Below are 16,321 nucleotides of genomic sequence, written 5' to 3' on the forward strand. Positions count from 1 at the left end.
CTGAGGGGGCACTAGGTGCTTTTGGGCGGCTCGCCCTCGCGTGCATGCTGTAGGTCCGCGATCGCATTCAGCAGCTTCGCAATTGCTTTGGCGCCCTCCGGCGTTTCATCCCAGATTCGGCGCATGCTTGACTGAGCTACCGCCCACTCGGGCACCACACCCTCTGTATCAGGCTCGAGGTGGGGCACGCTCACCCCGAGCGCCTCGCAAACTTGCACCACGTTATGGCTAAACGTCTTGAACCGGCCGGAGCAAATCCGGCCGACTTGGCTCGGGTGGACGTTCGCGATTCGCCCGATTTGCGCCCACGACAGCCCCTTTTGGACCTTAGCCTCGGCGATCCTCGCCTGGAGGTCGCTTAACTGCTTGCTTGTTGGTTTCATGCAAATTAGCATGCACTTGGCCGATTAAATTTGCAAGGAGCTCTCAATGAGCGAGATCCGCTTCTATCGGGCGAGCGAGAAGCCCTACGGCGCGTTTAGCAACCTTTATCGGCGCGATATAACGTTCGAGGGCGAAGTTTTTGCGACTAGCGAGCATGCCTACCAGGCGGGCAAAGCGCGCAAGCCGGCGGTCAGGAAGTGGCTCATGGATGCTCCGTCACCGGCGCTGCTCGCCATGGCGGCGCACGGCCTGTACTACTGGGACGTAGCTCCGGGCTGGTCGACGACGAAATTCGATCGGATGAGAGCAGTGCTGCGCGCCAAATTCACCCAGCACAAGGATCTGTGCGAGTTGCTTCTGTCGACCGGCGATGCCAGACTCGTGGAAAGTGCGACGGTGGACAACGAGGTCAACCGTCTATGGGGCGAGGTTAATGGGGTGGGCCGCAATATGCTTGGCGTACTGCTGATGGAACTCCGCACCCAACTGCGCGCAGAGACCGGCGAGGCTTACCTCGTTGCTGCCGAGTAGGAGGCTCCGCCTCCTTCTCGCAAAACCTTGCGAACATAGTCCGCTCCTCGGTGCTTGAAGAGCCCGCGAGCGCCAGCATAGGCACAGTTCTCCGCTGCAAGCCGCTGGCCTGCAACCACGCCGTCCAGCAGATCCGCCACCTTCAACTCCGTGCACTCGAACTGGTTGGTCAGCATCCAGTCGATGATTCCGACGCTGACCATGTCTCCCGATCCGCAGGTGTCTAGGACGCTCGGCGCATCAACCGCTTTGCACCAGACCGTATCGTCTGCACCACGAACCTCAAGGCCAGCGGCACCATAGGTAACGATCCGCACGCACTCGGTACGCAGCTCCGAGAGGCGGTGGCCGAGTCGGTCCTCCGAGTACTTAAGGATCGAGCACATGTGGAGTGCTTGGGTGAAGAGGTAGTCTTCCTCAATTTTAGACGGCTCGAAGAAGATAATGGCTCCAGCGGAGTTCGCCATCCTCATGGCCTCCAAGATACTATCGGACAGGCGGTCAACGTAAAGGACGCTGCAGCTGTTCAGCACTGGGAGCGCTGATGCCAACTCCTCCTTCCCGATGGGATGATAGCGAGGAAATTCTTCCTTGGTCTCGGGGCAGATGAAGCTGAAGCCGTGCTGTCCCGACACCGTATCGAGTTCCTGCGCGAGCACCGGCGAGCGGAGATCCGGTCGTCGATGAATGTATCTTACGACCGCCCCGGCTTGGCTGAACTCGTCAACGAGCTTCTCGCCTTCGTCGTCGTCCCCGAGCGCAAGCACGGGAGCGACGTTGCGCTCGAGCATAGCCAGCGAGACCAGCACGTTTCCGCACGAGCCGCCAAGCGCCTCGTCGGTCAGGTCCCCGTCTGCATATACACGGTCCAGGACCGTGAAGCCCGTACCTACTACATCGACATGCCAGTCGTGGAAGCGGTTTGAAGCATGCATGTTCACCCCTCCCCAGTTTATCAGAGGCTGTCGATTGCGAGCGATGCTACATCAAGGCGAATCCGCCCATCGGTAGATGGTACTAGAGCCCGAAGTACCTTGAGAAGGGCTTCTGGGCCGGTCGGGTTGGCTCCGAACAGTGACCAGCATCCGTCTGGTGCAGCGCAGACATCGCCGACGCTAATTCCGAACGGATGTGCCAAGAAGGCGTGATCATTGCCGGTTCTTGATCCGCTGTCGCCAAAGCAGAGAATCTCGCTCCCCGGCTTAATGGTAGCCTTCATGGCCTCCACGACCATAAGTTTGCTCGATGCCGCTGGTACAATGTCATAGCTGTGGCCGGAGCCCATGACGCGGACGCGCCCAGCCGCCAGCGCGGGACAAGCGGCGAGGTCGAGGGCGAAGCGGTAAGGATGCCGAAGCGCGTCCATGTTAATAGTAATCTGGACATCCCGTACTTCGAACTCCGGATGAAGGAAGAGGTCCCCCCGACCGCGCAGCCAAGCGACCGCTTCCTGAATGGCAGGATTGGGCTGCGCGGGTTCCTCCTTAATGTTTACGTCAGCGGTCCTGAGGCGTCCGCCGTTGTAGTAGCCGACGAGGATGGACTTCGTTATGTCGGGGGGGAGAAGCCTGCGTAACTCCTCCCCGACCGAACCTCCACGCCCTGTCGCTACGCCAATCGCGAGACCAGCGCGATGCAGCCGAACTAATTCATCAACGATCGTGGCGTTCGGCGGCCCGTAGCGTCCGATTGTTGATACGATTGTGCCGTCGTAGTCGAAGACCGCGCCGCCAATATCCGTATCCGACAGCATCTTTAGACGGCTCAACCCGATTGAGACGAGCGGGTCGCTTTCCGTGTCCATCATGTCCGACCGAGCCATGGCGGCACGCTTATGACGCACATTGGACGGCATACGTGCCGCCATGTCGGCCAACGACCGATCCTCGTAGATCGACCGTCCAAACTCACCGATCCCCGGCTTACCGGGATCGATCCCGAAGATCGTGCCAAGGGCTTCGATCACGTTGAGCCCGTCGAGTAGCGAAAGTGCGCTCTCCAGTCGGCCGCAAGATCCGTGGTCGATGGCGAGACGGCGGATGGAGGGCGGCAGCACGGCGTCAATCACGGACCATGTCGCTCGCGAGTCGGTCCCGGTGAGTGCGAGGATGAAGGTTTCGTCAGCACGGTGGTGGAGCCACGCGTGCCGACCATGGGCTAAGTTACGGAAATCAGTCGTTTGGACCGGGGATAATGATGCTTCCCAAATCGAAGTGTCGAGTAGCACCGAAAGCGGCCTCAACAGTGGGTCCGCTGCCACAATCATCGTGTCGCTGCGCCGAACACCGGCCAGCAGTTCGACGGCTTCTGATCGTGCAACCGTGTCCCGACCTGATGCGATCCGAGCGGAGAGCATTCTGAGCAACACTTCCGCGCCTCTCGGGTCGCGCGACGCGAGGTCGCTGGCGACCAGGAGCGCTGTGGTCGAGGCCACGAGCGAGTGGGTAGCGAGATATCCGTCCTTTGGATCTGCGACGGGAACCACATGGACAGCGCCGCGGCTTCGTTTGACGATCTCCGCAGCGGCGCTACCTGGGTTGCGCGTCACAAGGTGAAGCCTCGCGCAGCGCCGGTCGAGAGCGGCCTGCGCGGCGGCCGTCACGTCAGGATTGTCTCCGCCCGCACTGAAGAGCCATACGTCGCTTCCCATTAACCCGTGCATTTCCAAGACGGCCTGCATCGGCGTCTGCACTGACGTAGGACCGAGACCAAGCGAGTCCCGACAGCGTGAGAAATATTCGGCGGCGATTGCCGAGCCCCCGGAGCCAACCGCCAGGGCGTGCCTCTGTGCACCCTGCACCAGGGCGGCCGCGAGCGGCGACGGATCGTATCCCCCGAAGAGGTCGATCGTTGCGGGCAGCGCGTCTAGCTTGGCGCTGAAGTTCGGCGTCGTCATTAGGTCCGGCCTGTCTCGTCGTAGCTGCTATAAATAGGGCCGGAGAGGATCAGGTGAACAGTCATATCGGAAGGGGCGCCCGGAAGCGTCGGTCTGTCGTCGAACGAGTAGCTCTCTGTCTCGAGATACTGCACGGCCATGCCATGCTCAATCGCAGCCATGAGCGCCCCGGCTGCGAGAACCTTGCTGCCGGCCGGTGACAGCACCATGCGCGGTTCGTAGGTACCAGCCATGGTTCGGTCGAAACGGATCTTGAGGGTTGAAAGCGTTCGGTAGCAGTCCAGCGGATTCGTCTCGGACGCGTATACAACGTCGCGCGGATCGACTGCCCACTCGTCGACCAAAGCAGTCTGATATTCGGACAGCAGATCGTCGGCGCGCCGGGGATTGCGCGAGGGAAATGGCAGGAGCGGACAGATTTTATAGCATCTGCCGATCACGACTCCAATCTGGGTAAGCGCCGGCATACGCCCGCGCGCCAGCTGTGGAATCCATATCTGTGCCAGTTCCCGCTCGCCATCAGCCTCCAGAGGCGGAGAAAACCCTTTAACCGGACTCGGGCGGCTCCAAGAGACGCCTGAGATTCTGTCGTCCAGTTCGGGGTTGGAAACGATCATAAGATGGAAGGCGCGATTTGCCGCGGTCTCGCAATCCTCGAGCAGCATCCTGGCTGCTGGAAAGCCGACACCGATGGAAAGGGCGCTTAGATCAAGGATAACGTCTGTCACGTCATTGCCGACAGGGTGTTCGCCAAGAAGCTTGACGATGCGTGCCCCACCGACCGGGGCGCTGTCGTCCGCGAAGATCTCCACCTGAAGGATCTTGCAGTCAGGCACAATGCCCTTGAGTGCGGCTTCGTTCTCATCTGCCCGCGCGAGCAGCGCCGCCGAGGGATTCGGTCGCTCCTCACGGATGAAGAGAGCCGACAGGCGGTCGCCTAGGGTGGTCGACAGCATCTGGGCGATCCTGCGCGATCGAGGATCGAAGCCAGCCGCAGCGACAAGCAGAACGCGCCGCGACGGGTCGGCGAAATATTCCGCCACGAAGTCGTCGACATCAGCGTCGAAGTTGGTGATACAGTTCGCCCAGTGACTACGCATTGGAGAGTCCGGTAATCTGACGTAAATAATCAATTTTCTTGGGAAGGAAGCCCCCTCGGTTAAAGGTCAGGCCGTAGACAAGGTTGACTGTGCCGGTAAGTTCTATCAGCGCCCAGGACTTGCCGCCTTGTCCGTAGTTTCGTTCGATAGTGATGGCGCCGTTCGCAATGGCGTACTTGAGCACCGTGCCGAGTTCGTCGTCGAAGGACAGCGCTTCCATCTCCTCCTCGAGGATACCGATGGCGTTGGCTCCATCGTCGAGCGGCGCGTTGGGAAGACGTGATCTTTCCTGACAGTCCTTACCCATTGCATCGACCATCAGCCGAACGCGCTGGGCGTGAGGAAAGGACCAAGCGTCCATTATCCCTTTTGCCTTGTCGATCAAGATCGACTGCTGATCGCGTGCAGGGAGGGGCAATGAATTGTTGCGGATCGCCCTGGTCTCAATGTTAGCGACGAGGGCGCCCGCGAGTTGAAGGAAGACCTCTGCGTTCTCATTGCTCGCGTCACAGACATCGTCCACCCCGTAGTGAAACGGCCGTTCAAAATCGTGGTGAAGATGTAGGCGCGCACCATGGGCGAGGTCGGAATCCGCCTTAAGCGGTGTCTTGGGATCCGGATCCATCTCCTCGAACAGAGAAGGTGTGGCGCGGGCGATGCGGACCGCATAGCGATGAAGCAGGATGCGCTTCATCGCCAAGGCAACTTCGGGTCCGTTGTCGTGGGATTTGGTGCGTTTGATGAAGTCATCAACGATATCATCAATTTCCTTCCGCCGCGAAGGGCTGATGCCAAGCTTATTCTGCTCTCTGGCAACCTTCTCCTCGAGCTGTTTGATCTGGCCAGGGGGCAGCTTCGGTGGCTCGCTTGGAAGCAGGCGGTCAATATCGGTGTTGTTTCGATTGCGCAGCGCCTCGACCATTGGAAGGTAGCGCTTGGCCATGTCACGGGCCATCGTCCTGAACTGACGGCGGGCGACTTCCTTTTTCTCGTCTCCCTGCATACGGATATCGACGAAATCCCGGCCGGCGGCGCGATTATGGGTTGGTTGGCTGCCGGGGGACAGCAAAACTGCCCCGGGGCTGAGCGCATCCAGTCGCATCATCATCCAGCGGCCGAACTTCATCTCGCGATGCGAGAGCATACCGAACATGGCCTCAAGCTGGTCGTGGTGAAGGGCATGCACGTCGTCAAGCATCACGAGCGGATTCAGTTCGATTGTTTCGCCCATCCAGTCGATGCGGATCCTGCTTATGGCGTCGAAGGGAGCGTAGGGTGCGGTAGCGTCCGCAGGGAGATCCTCCAACTTCGGCGCCCGTAGGCCGGCGCCCACGGAATAGATGGCGCGCTGCACCGCAATAGCCCGATCACGAATGCCGATGGCCGACAAGCCGCCGATCTGCTCGAGATGAGCCTCGTAGTTGGCCCGGGGAATGAACTCGATCTCCCCAATCTCACGGGTCTTATTGGCTGTCAGGTTCCGGATAAGCCCGAGCATAGCCCGCGCCTGGACCAACCAGAAGGCAAGCTTAGTCTTGACGTTCGGCTCGTAGGGCAGTTCCCAGAATTCGCGGTATTCGGATTCCATCGGAACGCGCACGGCGGCAACATGCGGCTTGCCGTCCCGAAGGAAACCGGCCTGCTGAAGGGCGGCGGCCAGTGTACGGTTGGTAGTGTTGGTCTCGTCCTTTAGGATGGTCTCAACCATCTTAAACTCAGCGAGCGTGGCAAGCATGGTCTTGCCGCTACCTGGTGCGCCGATGATGCGAACCGGCACCTCGAACATGTCGTCCTTGTGCTTGTTGGTCGCGAGAAAGGTGGTGAGCGGCGCGGGACTGACGATTGAGAGGAACGATTCGTCATCGCGCACATATTCGGTCGCTCGGCGGAGGAATGGATTCGCCATGGTCGGTCAGCCGTGCCGGTCGCGACGCAAGAACAGTGAGTGCATCTTTGCGCCGAGCTTGCCATCCGTTTCCGCCCATAGGAGGGGTACGGAGTTGTTTGGGGTGTTGTGCTCAAGGACCAGGGGCAGCGCACAGTTCGCGTATCCATACCTCATATCCGTCTGACCTGCCTCCCTGCAGTGCTTCTCGAGACGCGTGAACAGATCATGGTCATAGTATCTGTTGCACAGATCGAAGATTGCCTCATCGGCGGACGTGGTAGGAGCCATCTCCTTGGTCTCCTCGTTCATCGTGCCAACTCTAATATCGGGGGGGAGCAGCATGCCTTCGGTAATGATAGCTCTGCCGTAGCTCTTGTCTTTCAACTTCTCGTCAGCTTCTCTGATGCGGTCGAGCAGCGCGTCGTGCGCTTGGGCGGTCGAGACATAGTGGTGAATGTGAATGGTGTATCCCTTTGCAAGGGGAAACTTTTCTCCGAGGCGCTTTCCAGCGTCCTGCACGATACTCTCGAACTTAGCCAGCTTGCCCTTGGGCTTACCGTCCGGGAAGCGGATGAAGGTGGTGCCGGAGGCGGTGAAGTCATCGATCAGATATACGTCGTCGAACAGAGCGTTGGGTCCGAGTTCCTTCCGGAGATCCTCTGCTAAGCCTTTCCACTTGTCGTCGTCGATGTTCATCATCGGGACCACCTGCTCCTGAGAGAGGCGGCCAGCGTTCGCGCGGCGTAGGACATCGATGCGACTGCCATCGCTGAGGCCAACAAAAAGGCAGCGGCGCAAGCGCTCGGTGAAAGCCTTGGAGGCTTCGCGCGTCAACCAGACCTCATAAGGCTTGATGCGAAGCTGGGCTGCGACGGAGCGACGAAGATAAGGGGTGACGATCTCAGGGACAAGGGTCTCAATGACCCTTTGCATTTCGAGGCTCGAGATGTAAACGAGCCTCGTCTTGACGAACTCGTAAGCCGCTGGACGGTCAGCCTCGTCGAAGTGGCGCAGCCACGACACTAGGCTTTCGAGGAATCTGACGCCTGCGCGGAAGTCGGAATAGCCGTCGTACTTCATCGATGACATGAGCTGCAACCAAGCGTACTCTTTGGTTGCTACCTCGTTGTCCCATTTCATCACATGGGCAATGAGGTTGAGGGCGAGGGTGTTTATCATCGACACCTCGTCTTCTGATCGCTTGCCGTTACCAACACTCGGCTCCCGGACTCTGACTTAGGATAGCTGCAAATCATGAGACGTTAGCCACCTCTCATTTGTCTCACGAACCAGACTACATCGAACACGTTCCTAAACCCAACCATCTAGACGGATACATAGCATATCGGTCTCGATAACTCTAGCGGGAGTGGTGAGTGTCGAGTGAAGTGCAGCGGTGCATTATTGTTCGGGGAATGAACTGAGCCCGGAAAGTTCATTCAAGAATGGGTGGAGTCCGCCTGCTGCGACCACGCGACAACCCCGGCCTGACCAGCCGGTGACCAGTAGAGCTCCCCGGCTCTCGCACCGCTCCGAGGGACGCGCCCCAAAGGCCGCCTCGCTGCAACAACATCACCAATGTCCGGACCAAGCTTCAGCCGACTGGCTCCGGGTCTACGCGTTCCTGCTCAAGAAACAGACCAGTCTCCAACGCCACTCGCGCGATTTCTGCACCAGCACCGGAGCGTGCCGCTAGCGTAGCAAGCGGTCCCGTGCGTCCGGCACGCCCGAGGCACTCTACCCTTGCCCGGTCCATCAGGTGCGGGCGGATGAAGTGGCCGAGGCTCTGCTCAAGGTACTCGGCGATACGCGCACCGCCTGCGTCGACATCTCCCCAGTGCCAGAGGCCGACAGGCGCCGGCGCGCACGCCAGAAGGCGGCGGAGCAGCGCCAGCACTGTCATGCTGGGAAAACCACCGGTGTAGACGACGCACACGTTGTCCTGCCGGACCTCGCGGACGTGACGGTGGAAGGACGTCAGGTTCTCGATCGTCAGCATACGTGGGGTCACTGCCTCAGACGACCAGCGCAGCCCACCCAGCCAGTCGCGTTGCACGGCCACGAAAGGTACCGCCGACCCTGGCAGGCGGACGTCGCAGCCCGCCACCGATAGATCTATCTCGACCGGACCTGACAGGAATACCGGCGCGGGAAAGCGCAGTAGGCCGAACCGCTCCAGTACATCGTCGTCGGACATGGAGTCGGAGACGGCCTCGGGCAAAGCGCCGACCGTATCCTCACCCACCGGCTCGGCCCCACTTCCCTCCCTGACCGTCTCAGCGGCCGCTTGATCACTGCCCACCTCCTCCAGGCCGCCCTGGATCACGGCTCGCAGCATGGGCAACAGACCGCCGAATTGGCGCTCAACGATCTTGCTGGCGTCGTTCGGATGAAGGGGAAACACGCGAGCCGAGAAGGTGCGCGGATCGACCCCGTCCGCCTCGCCACGCGCTAGGGCAGCGATGATCCGGAAGCGGGCATCAATGTCGTCCTCCTCAGAGACGGCCAAGCCGAAGGCTTTCTCGCCGCGCGCCCAGCGGGCGGCGGCGCGGTCAAGCAGGACGTACGCCCAAGGCACCGACGGGAGAAAGGCTCGGATCTGGGCAGCAATGCGAACAGCCCGCATCGGCAATCGCTCGACACCCAGGAAAGCTGCAAGGCGGTCCGGATCACCCAGGCGCACCTTGTCGACCAGATGTGAGCGCTCGTAGCGGCCTGCCACGATCTCGATGGCCCCAGCGGCCTCGGCTCGCTTGAGTGAGCGCAGGAACGCCGTCTCCTGTGCGGCGGTGCGCAGGCGGGCATAATCTGGAGCCTCGGAGACCGACCGCTCCTCGCTTCGGCGCCGGTCGGCACGGCGCAGGAGCCGAGCCAGAAGATCGGTCGCCGGATCCGCGCCCCCGTCATTCCGCATCAGCGTTCCCATCCATATCGACCGCGTCCTCGGGCTGATTGGTGAAGGCCGTTACCTCGTCGGGAAGCATCACCTCGACGGGTATCGTTACGCCGGCCGGCGTAGCCAGGGTATCGGTGGCGGTGCCGGCGGGCGCTTCGCCGTCCGGCGCCGCGGCGGTCTCGGCCTCGCGCTTGAACGCCTCGAAGCCGATCAGGCGCGGGTTCTCGGCGCGGAAGCGCGCGTGGGTGTAGGGCTTCACGTATTGCACATCGAGCATGACCGACTTGTCCATGCGCGAGACGGTCACGATTGTCTCCATCAACTGCTCCAGCGTCGGACGCTCCTTATCAGGGGCGGCAATGATCGTCTGCAGGCCGACGGCGTCGTTGAAGGTGAGAACCTCGTCCACGACCGCAGCGTCCATCTTGGAGAAGGCTTCGTCGAACAGGGCCAAGCCGATGCCGCCGTCGCGGCTCTTACGGCTCGGGTAGCAGGTGGCGGCCAGAGCGGCGCCGATGGCGAGGTAGAATGGGACCTGCAACTGGCCGCCGGACGCCGTGCCGATCCGCTTGGCCAAGTCAGTCTTGACGACGTCCCGGCTGCTCAGCATCTCCAACTTGAACTCGAAGTAGCGGCGCGGATCCTCGATGTCGCTGATGTCCGCGTCCGGGTCCACGGCGACAGCCTGAAGCCGGCGCAGCGCTCCGGCCGTCTCCGGGTCCAGGCAGTCCTCGTCCTTGGCGTCTGCGGAGCCGAACAGCGGCAGATCGAACACCGGATCGGACGACCGGTTTATGAGCGCGATCATATCTCTGTAGTTCGGCGACTCCTTCTTGCCGAAACGGTAGCGCAGCCCATGGAACGTGCGCTGGCGGAGGTGCAGGTTGAGTTCTTCGAGCAGGCCATCGATGGCATCGAAGGCACCGCGCATCTTGCCGACGAAGTCGTTCTTGAACGCCTCAATCGTCTCCAGGCGTGCGGTCTTGGCCTCATCCCTCTTCTGGCGGAGTTCGTTGTCGCGCAGATCGGCAGTTTCGTCGGCCAGCCAGGCACCAACCTTGTCAACAATCGAATCGAAGTCGTCGGACGTTTCGGCGAGCGCTTCCACCTGGGTTTTCGGGGGCACGAAGTCGGGGCGGTTCAGCCCGTAGGCCCCGAGATAGTCGGGCGCAGCCATGAGGAAGGCGATCATCGCGCCGTCCAGGTTCTTCCGGTTGCGCACCAGCACGTAGTTGTCCAGGCGCAGCAGCGCCTTGGGTAGCCAGTCCGGCGCGGCCAAGTCCAGGTCGATCTCGGCGGATTCGCTGTTGTTGAGGACGCGTTCCGGGGGCGGTTCGCCGGGATCTCCCTCGGCGAATAGCGCCGCAAGCGACGCACTCTCCGACGCCGGGAGGAACCGAACGAACTCCGCGACCTTCTTCGGGGCTTCGCTGCGCAGCCGCTGCACGAGGGTCGCGCTTGCCTCGGCGGCCGTTCTAGCAACCTCAACCGCAGCTTCTGCCCGGCCGAGCGCAGGATGTACGGTCTCCAATTGGGATGCGACTGTCTGCGCGTTGCGCGCCGTCGCCTCGATCTGCTCGCCGAGCCCGGAGATGTCCTCGGCGGCGATTCGCACGCGGTCGGCCTTCAGGGTCTCCAGGTCAGCGCCGATCCGCGCGATGGCAGCCAGGGTGGCGTCGATCCCGTCGGCGTCGGCGTCACCAGCCTCGATGACCACGCGGCTGAAAGCGGTTTCGACCGACGTTAACTGGGCGATGGTCGTTGCCTGCGCCTTCTGGTGTGTCTCGGCGGCGGCCAATTCGGCGCGCAAATCGTCCATGAGCCCGCCGGTGTTGACTCGTCCGAGCAGGAATGGCGACGGAGTCCGCATTCTCCTGGTTGCCCGCCCGGCCGTGTGCATCAGGTCGGCGGTGATCGCCGTGTCCTCCTGGCGCAACTCCGCCTCGGTGCAGACCATCATGATGCCGCCGAGCGCATAGTCGAGGAACGCCCTGGCGTGCCGGTGCTCGGTGTGGATGACCATGGCGAGCGACCTCGGCTTCGGCGAGCGCGTCTCATCGGTCTTCGTGGTGTTGATAATGAGGGCGCCATCCACGTCGGCGTTCCGGTCGGCATGCCGCAGGACCGCCAGCGCCGCCTCGTACTCCACCGGATCCACGATCAACGCCTCGCGGCGCTCACCCAGTGCGGCCTCGGCGGCCCGACGCCACGTCTCATCGACCGACGTGACGAGCTCGCACAGCGGCACCGACTCGATCCCGGACTCCTCGAGAAGGCGCATGAGGCGCTGCGTGCGCCCGCTGAGCATGCTCTTGCCCGCTTCAACGCGGCGGATGTTCTCGTTCAGCGCATCGATCTGCTGCTCGATGCCGGTCAGGGTGGCGCGCGCTGCCGCCAGCCGGCGCTGCACGGCCTCCAGTGCGGCGGCCATCCGCTCGACCAGCCCGTCGCGAATCAAGGCCGCTGCCACCATGGCCACGGCCGGCACGTCCTGCACCACCAGCGTGCGCACCGATTCGAACCGCTCGGCGAGATCGGCGCTGAACTCAGGAACGAACGGAAGGGCCACGGCCACGGCTTGAATCAGGCGGCGCAGATGTGCAAGGTCGTTGACCTTGCCCGAGCGCTCGACCGTCAGCCGCCCAACCGCCAAGTCGATCTCGGCGAGCGCCTTGGCAACCTCGCTTTGCGCGTGCGCCGCCTTGAGCTGATCGAGCCGGTCCGTGAGCGTCCGGTGCGTCTGCTGCAGATCGGCGACCTCCGTGCGCAGGCCTGCCAAGCGCTTCTCCGCCGCGGCGAGAGACCGCACATCCGCCTCGGACTGCTTCACCGCGAGGTGAAGATGACTCTGCAGACTGACGACGCGTCGGCGCGCGTACAACTGTCGGCGACGCTGGATGTCGGTGTATTTGTCGTGCAGCCCCTCGGCGTCCCGCAGGCGGTTCTCCAGGGCCTCTACCACCTTCTCGATCTCGGCGTAGCGTGCGATCGATTCGCGCATCTTTGCCACCGAGACGGGTTGCTGGTCGAGGATGTAGTTGCGCACGAAATCGGTCGGCGACGTGACCGGCTGGAAGGCCAGCGCGTTGCGGAGGTTCTTCAGGAACCGGCTGCGGTCCATACTGCCTAATTCCGGGCCGAGGATCTTACAGACCTCCGCCACGAAGAGTTCGGGCCCCTTGCGGACATGCACCGTCAACGTCGGATCCGCATCCAGGCGGGCGCGCACTTCATCCCAGGGCAGCGCGTCCGACCACACCGTTCCGTCCGGATTGACGCCGCCCTCGGCCACGTCGTCGGTGGTCAGGAGGCGTCCCTCGACAATGAAAAGCGCTTCGGTGTCTTCCTTGGCCGATTGCTTGTGCGCGGTCAGGCAGATGCCGATCGTGACCTGGCGCCGTGTATCGGTGCGCTCGAACCCCATGAGCACGTACGAGATGGCCTGATCGCGCAGAAGCGTGACGCCGTCCCCATCGCCGCCGTCATCGTTCTCGCCCTCGCTATCCACGTCGTCGATGGCGCCAAGACAGTAGTCGCGCACCGTGCGACGCTTCTTGGAGGACTTCGATATCTCCTCGTTCTGCGCCGAGGCGTTGAGGCGCAGGCGCGACGGGTTGCCGGTGAGCAGCGTGTACATGCCGTCTAGGATGGCCGATTTGCCGGCCCCGTTGTGACCGAGGAAGGCAGTGCGGCCGTGGATCTCCAGGTCTTCCTTGAAGAAGGCGTACCAGTTCACGAACGCGAGGTGCCGCACCGCGAAGAAGGACGGCGGCGGCAGGGCGTCGTCGAGGCGGCGGGTGTGGTCCGGCGTGATCACGGTGTCGGGCATGGAACACTCGTATCGCTGGGTAGGCAAGGAACGGGAGCAGCCGAACGGTGCCTCAAGAGGCGTCGCCCCCGCCGTCGCTTGGAACGTCGAGGTTATCGTCGTCGAGATCGCCGTCCTCGGGGACATCCCGGACGGAGGGCTGTCCGGCGCTGTTTGCCTGGGCGTAGCGGATGAGGGAGTCGAGGCTGGCCTCGCTCATCGCCAGGCGGATGGCCGGCCGGATTTCGAGGGTGGCGTCCTCGTCGTGCTCGTTAAGGAAACGCACTAGCCCGTGACGCTGAAAGCGCCGCACCAGTTCGATGCAGCGTGTCAGCGAGGGGCGCTTGCGCATGGCGCGCTCTTCGACGAGGTTCCACACCTGCGAGAGCGTGACGTCGCAGCGCCCGCGCTCCTTCAAATCGAACCCGCGGACCTTCTCCTCATATAGGATCCGCAAAGCCAGTAGGAACAGCGTCTCATCCCACCGCATTGTTCGTGGCGCCGCGCCGGCCTGATCGAGGATACCGACGATGCGCTCCTTCTCCTCCACAAAGAAATCGTAGCCCATGGCGTCGAACAGTGAGCCGAAGTAGGACCGATACCGTTTGGCGAGTTCGTAGGGAGCGGATCCGCCATGGTCGTCGGCATAGATGAATTGCCGGTCCCAGAGCGCCCGCACGGTCGCCCGCAGGTTCTCTTCGAGGCTCTCCGCCTCCTTTCCGACGGCGCGGTCGAGGAGGTGTTGCAGATCGGTGAGCATGCTCCAGCCTCTATGCAGCCAAATTTGGGGCTTTCGGGACGGCGGCAGAGCCGCCGTCCCGCCGCAATGCGAAGTCGCGGCAGATCAGCCAGTCGTTCTCGACGGTTCCGTCGCGGTGCTCGATGACGTACCCATCCGGCAAGGGAACGCGCCGGATGGGCAGCGCCCGGAGCGCCGAGAAGATCAGGAACTCCTCGATATCCCTCGGCGGGATGTCGGCCGCCGTCACCTCATCCCGGCCCTGCGCCCGTGCCGCATCCACCTTCATCCGCACATAATCCATGAACTGGTCCGGCGTGAGGAGCAGACGGCGGTCGAACGCCTGCTTGGCATGCTCGAACGCCCGCCGCAACGGATCGACGGGCGGCTTGGTGAAACGCCGGCGCTTTACCTCGACGCGCGGCTTTTCCGGCTTGGACAGCCGCTCCCCGCCGATGTGGGATGGCATTTCGAACAGCGTCGTATCGACCGGCACCTCGGCGTCGAAAGGAAGGTCCGGAAGCGCCCGCGCTACAGTCGCCAGCCCCAGGGCGAAACGCTCCGCACGGCCGGAGTCGATCAAGTCCATATAGCGCATGGTGTTGGAAAAGCGCCGCTCGATGTTCCCCTTTGTAAGGTCCATGCGGTTGCGGAAGGCCTCGATCGTCTCCATGGACAGACAAATGTCGCGGAGTTGTTCGGCGAGGGCGGTCTCGGCGCTCTCCAAGTTGTCGGCCACGCCTTGAGCCATCAGATTTTCGGCGATGGAACGGAACAGCGCCGCATCTGAGGAGATGCGCGCGACGAGGTCCATAACGCGGTAGCGATGTCGGTACGGGTGATTGCGAGCCGACGTCAGTTTGCGGTAGTCGTTGATCACAATGGTCTGCACGAAATTGTCGAAGAACGTCTTCACCAGCCCGTTCAGCGACGCCTGCGACAGTAGCGACTGCTCGATGTTCTTCAGGTTGCCGACGACGCCGCGAGCGTATCGCGCGAACTCCCTGGCTCGGCGCGCCGCCTCGGCAACGCCCTGCGCGTTTGTGGCGTCGTGGGTCACGCTTTCGAGATTGCTGACCACGCTGACCACGGTGCCGCCGAACGTGTCGCCGCGCCGTTCCGACAGGCCACATAGGGCGCCGAGCAACTGAGCCACAACGGCATCCATCTCGACGTAGACCGTCCATCCCTCGCGCTGCTCGCACAGCCAACCGCACTCGACCATCTCGTTGTACGCAAGCGATGCCGTGAGGCGGAACTCAGGGCGCTCCTCGTCCGGAAGATTTTCGATGTGAGCGAGAAGCCACTCCTCCAACTCCCCCATCACTTCGTTCCGCTCCGGCTGGCGGGTGCTTTCCAGCCCAAACAGTCCGTTATGCAACTGGGAAAGAAGCGCCGCATAGGCGTGTCGGTAACTGTTCGAAAGCGGCCGGAAGATAGTGTCCGGAAGTACCCCAAAAAGCATCAGGCCCTCCTGAAGTGCGACATCGCCCAAAGCGGTTCTCTTCCTGCGCTATCCAACCACGCCAACCAAGTCAGAGGCCAGCAACAACGCGCAAACATGCAGACACCGAAGCTAAATATCTACCTTTATTAAACATCCAAATTCTTGGTATGATGGCCCAGGATCTGCCACACGACGCACCCTATATGATGCTCCAAATTAATAAATCGGCATAAAAAATGATAGCTTGGCAATGATCAGTGGCATAGCAGCGCTATCTTAAGAAGATGCCGCCGATATGTAAATCCAGAGATGAAACTGAGTTATCGTGCCACCCTGCGCCGCTCGCTCGGCATGACCCACGGCACCTGGTCCAGCGTGCCCATGTCGATGATCTCCCGGCCGCTGTGGACCGCCATCTCGGCAGCCAGCGCCAGCAGCTTGCAGGTCTCGCCGGTCAAGCCCTCCGACATGCCGTGGATGCGGCTGACCAACTCCTTGGAGCGGAAGTTGCTCTCCTGCTTCAGCTCCAGGCGCTGCACGTAGCGGGCGATGAACAGCGCGTAGTCCTTCGACATCGCCCAGCGCGGGATGCCCATCGGCTCGAACCGGTTGCCGAGCTGCTGGTCGGTCTG

At 62.1% G+C, this 16,321-nt stretch carries 11 protein-coding genes and 1 pseudogene; 1 reads left to right on the forward strand and 11 read right to left on the reverse strand.

Going from position 1 to position 16,321, the window contains the following annotated elements; genetic code table 11:
• Positions 1-11: 11 nt before the first annotated feature.
• Entirely contained in the window at positions 12-395 is a 384-nt protein-coding gene (locus VED21_RS38945; RefSeq protein ID WP_414638147.1) for a helix-turn-helix domain-containing protein, read from the reverse strand.
• A 34-nt stretch (positions 396-429) separates the two neighbouring features.
• On the opposite strand from VED21_RS38945, the gene VED21_RS01705 reads away from it, so the two are divergent.
• Complete coding sequence (locus VED21_RS01705; protein WP_324880575.1) at positions 430-915, forward strand: NADAR family protein; 486 nt, start codon at positions 430-432, stop codon at positions 913-915.
• Here VED21_RS01705 and VED21_RS01710 read toward each other — a convergent pair.
• From VED21_RS01710 to VED21_RS01755, 10 genes and pseudogenes are all read right to left on the reverse strand, one after another.
• Entirely contained in the window at positions 894-1,850 is a 957-nt protein-coding gene (locus VED21_RS01710) for a PfkB family carbohydrate kinase (protein WP_324880576.1), read from the reverse strand. The genes VED21_RS01705 and VED21_RS01710 overlap by 22 nt on opposite strands.
• 20 nt (positions 1,851-1,870) lie before the next feature.
• Positions 1,871-3,811: a hypothetical protein gene (locus VED21_RS01715; RefSeq protein WP_324880577.1), complete on the reverse strand. Its 1,941-nt coding sequence runs from the start codon at positions 3,809-3,811 to the stop codon at positions 1,871-1,873.
• A complete protein-coding gene (locus VED21_RS01720; RefSeq protein ID WP_324880578.1) occupies positions 3,811-4,911 on the reverse strand; it encodes a hypothetical protein in 1,101 nt (366 codons plus the stop codon). The genes VED21_RS01715 and VED21_RS01720 overlap by 1 nt, the downstream gene beginning before the upstream one ends.
• Positions 4,904-6,817 carry a hypothetical protein gene (locus VED21_RS01725; protein ID WP_324880579.1) on the reverse strand — a complete coding sequence of 638 codons (1,914 nt, stop codon included), beginning with the start codon at positions 6,815-6,817 and terminating at the stop codon, positions 4,904-4,906. The genes VED21_RS01720 and VED21_RS01725 overlap by 8 nt, the downstream gene beginning before the upstream one ends.
• A 6-nt stretch (positions 6,818-6,823) precedes the next feature.
• The gene (locus tag VED21_RS01730; protein WP_324880580.1) at positions 6,824-7,978 is read right to left on the reverse strand and encodes a phosphoribosyltransferase-like protein; all 1,155 of its coding nucleotides are present in this window, start codon (positions 7,976-7,978) and stop codon (positions 6,824-6,826) included.
• Positions 7,979-8,393: 415 nt separating this feature from the next.
• Positions 8,394-9,725, reverse strand: coding sequence for a Wadjet anti-phage system protein JetD domain-containing protein (locus tag VED21_RS01735; RefSeq protein ID WP_324880581.1), 1,332 nt, complete (start codon positions 9,723-9,725; stop codon positions 8,394-8,396).
• Positions 9,703-13,524, reverse strand: coding sequence for an SbcC/MukB-like Walker B domain-containing protein (locus VED21_RS01740; RefSeq protein ID WP_324880582.1), 3,822 nt, complete (start codon positions 13,522-13,524; stop codon positions 9,703-9,705). The genes VED21_RS01735 and VED21_RS01740 overlap by 23 nt, the downstream gene beginning before the upstream one ends.
• 52 nt (positions 13,525-13,576) lie before the next feature.
• The gene (locus tag VED21_RS01745; RefSeq protein ID WP_324880583.1) at positions 13,577-14,263 is read right to left on the reverse strand and encodes a DUF4194 domain-containing protein; all 687 of its coding nucleotides are present in this window, start codon (positions 14,261-14,263) and stop codon (positions 13,577-13,579) included.
• Positions 14,264-14,273: 10 nt separating this feature from the next.
• Positions 14,274-15,737, reverse strand: coding sequence for a Wadjet anti-phage system protein JetA family protein (locus tag VED21_RS01750; protein ID WP_324880584.1), 1,464 nt, complete (start codon positions 15,735-15,737; stop codon positions 14,274-14,276).
• A 272-nt stretch (positions 15,738-16,009) separates the two neighbouring features.
• A pseudogene (locus tag VED21_RS01755) lies at positions 16,010-16,321 on the reverse strand (AAA family ATPase); the annotation flags it as partial.

This window comes from Azospirillum sp., from assembly GCF_035627195.1.
In the GTDB taxonomy this organism is placed as follows: domain Bacteria; phylum Pseudomonadota; class Alphaproteobacteria; order Azospirillales; family Azospirillaceae; genus Azospirillum.

Bases quoted from the DNA above. Each gene is read 5' to 3' on its own strand.
- VED21_RS38945 (WP_414638147.1), bottom strand. From the start codon at position 395: ATGCTAATTTGCATGAAACCAACAAGCAAGCAGTTAAGCGACCTCCAG.
- VED21_RS01705 (WP_324880575.1), top strand. From the start codon at position 430: ATGAGCGAGATCCGCTTCTATCGGGCGAGCGAGAAGCCCTACGGCGCG.
- VED21_RS01710 (WP_324880576.1), bottom strand. From the start codon at position 1,850: ATGCATGCTTCAAACCGCTTCCACGACTGGCATGTCGATGTAGTAGGT.
- VED21_RS01715 (WP_324880577.1), bottom strand. From the start codon at position 3,811: ATGACGACGCCGAACTTCAGCGCCAAGCTAGACGCGCTGCCCGCAACG.
- VED21_RS01720 (WP_324880578.1), bottom strand. From the start codon at position 4,911: ATGCGTAGTCACTGGGCGAACTGTATCACCAACTTCGACGCTGATGTC.
- VED21_RS01725 (WP_324880579.1), bottom strand. From the start codon at position 6,817: ATGGCGAATCCATTCCTCCGCCGAGCGACCGAATATGTGCGCGATGAC.
- VED21_RS01730 (WP_324880580.1), bottom strand. From the start codon at position 7,978: ATGATAAACACCCTCGCCCTCAACCTCATTGCCCATGTGATGAAATGG.
- VED21_RS01735 (WP_324880581.1), bottom strand. From the start codon at position 9,725: ATGGGAACGCTGATGCGGAATGACGGGGGCGCGGATCCGGCGACCGAT.
- VED21_RS01740 (WP_324880582.1), bottom strand. From the start codon at position 13,524: ATGCCCGACACCGTGATCACGCCGGACCACACCCGCCGCCTCGACGAC.
- VED21_RS01745 (WP_324880583.1), bottom strand. From the start codon at position 14,263: ATGCTCACCGATCTGCAACACCTCCTCGACCGCGCCGTCGGAAAGGAG.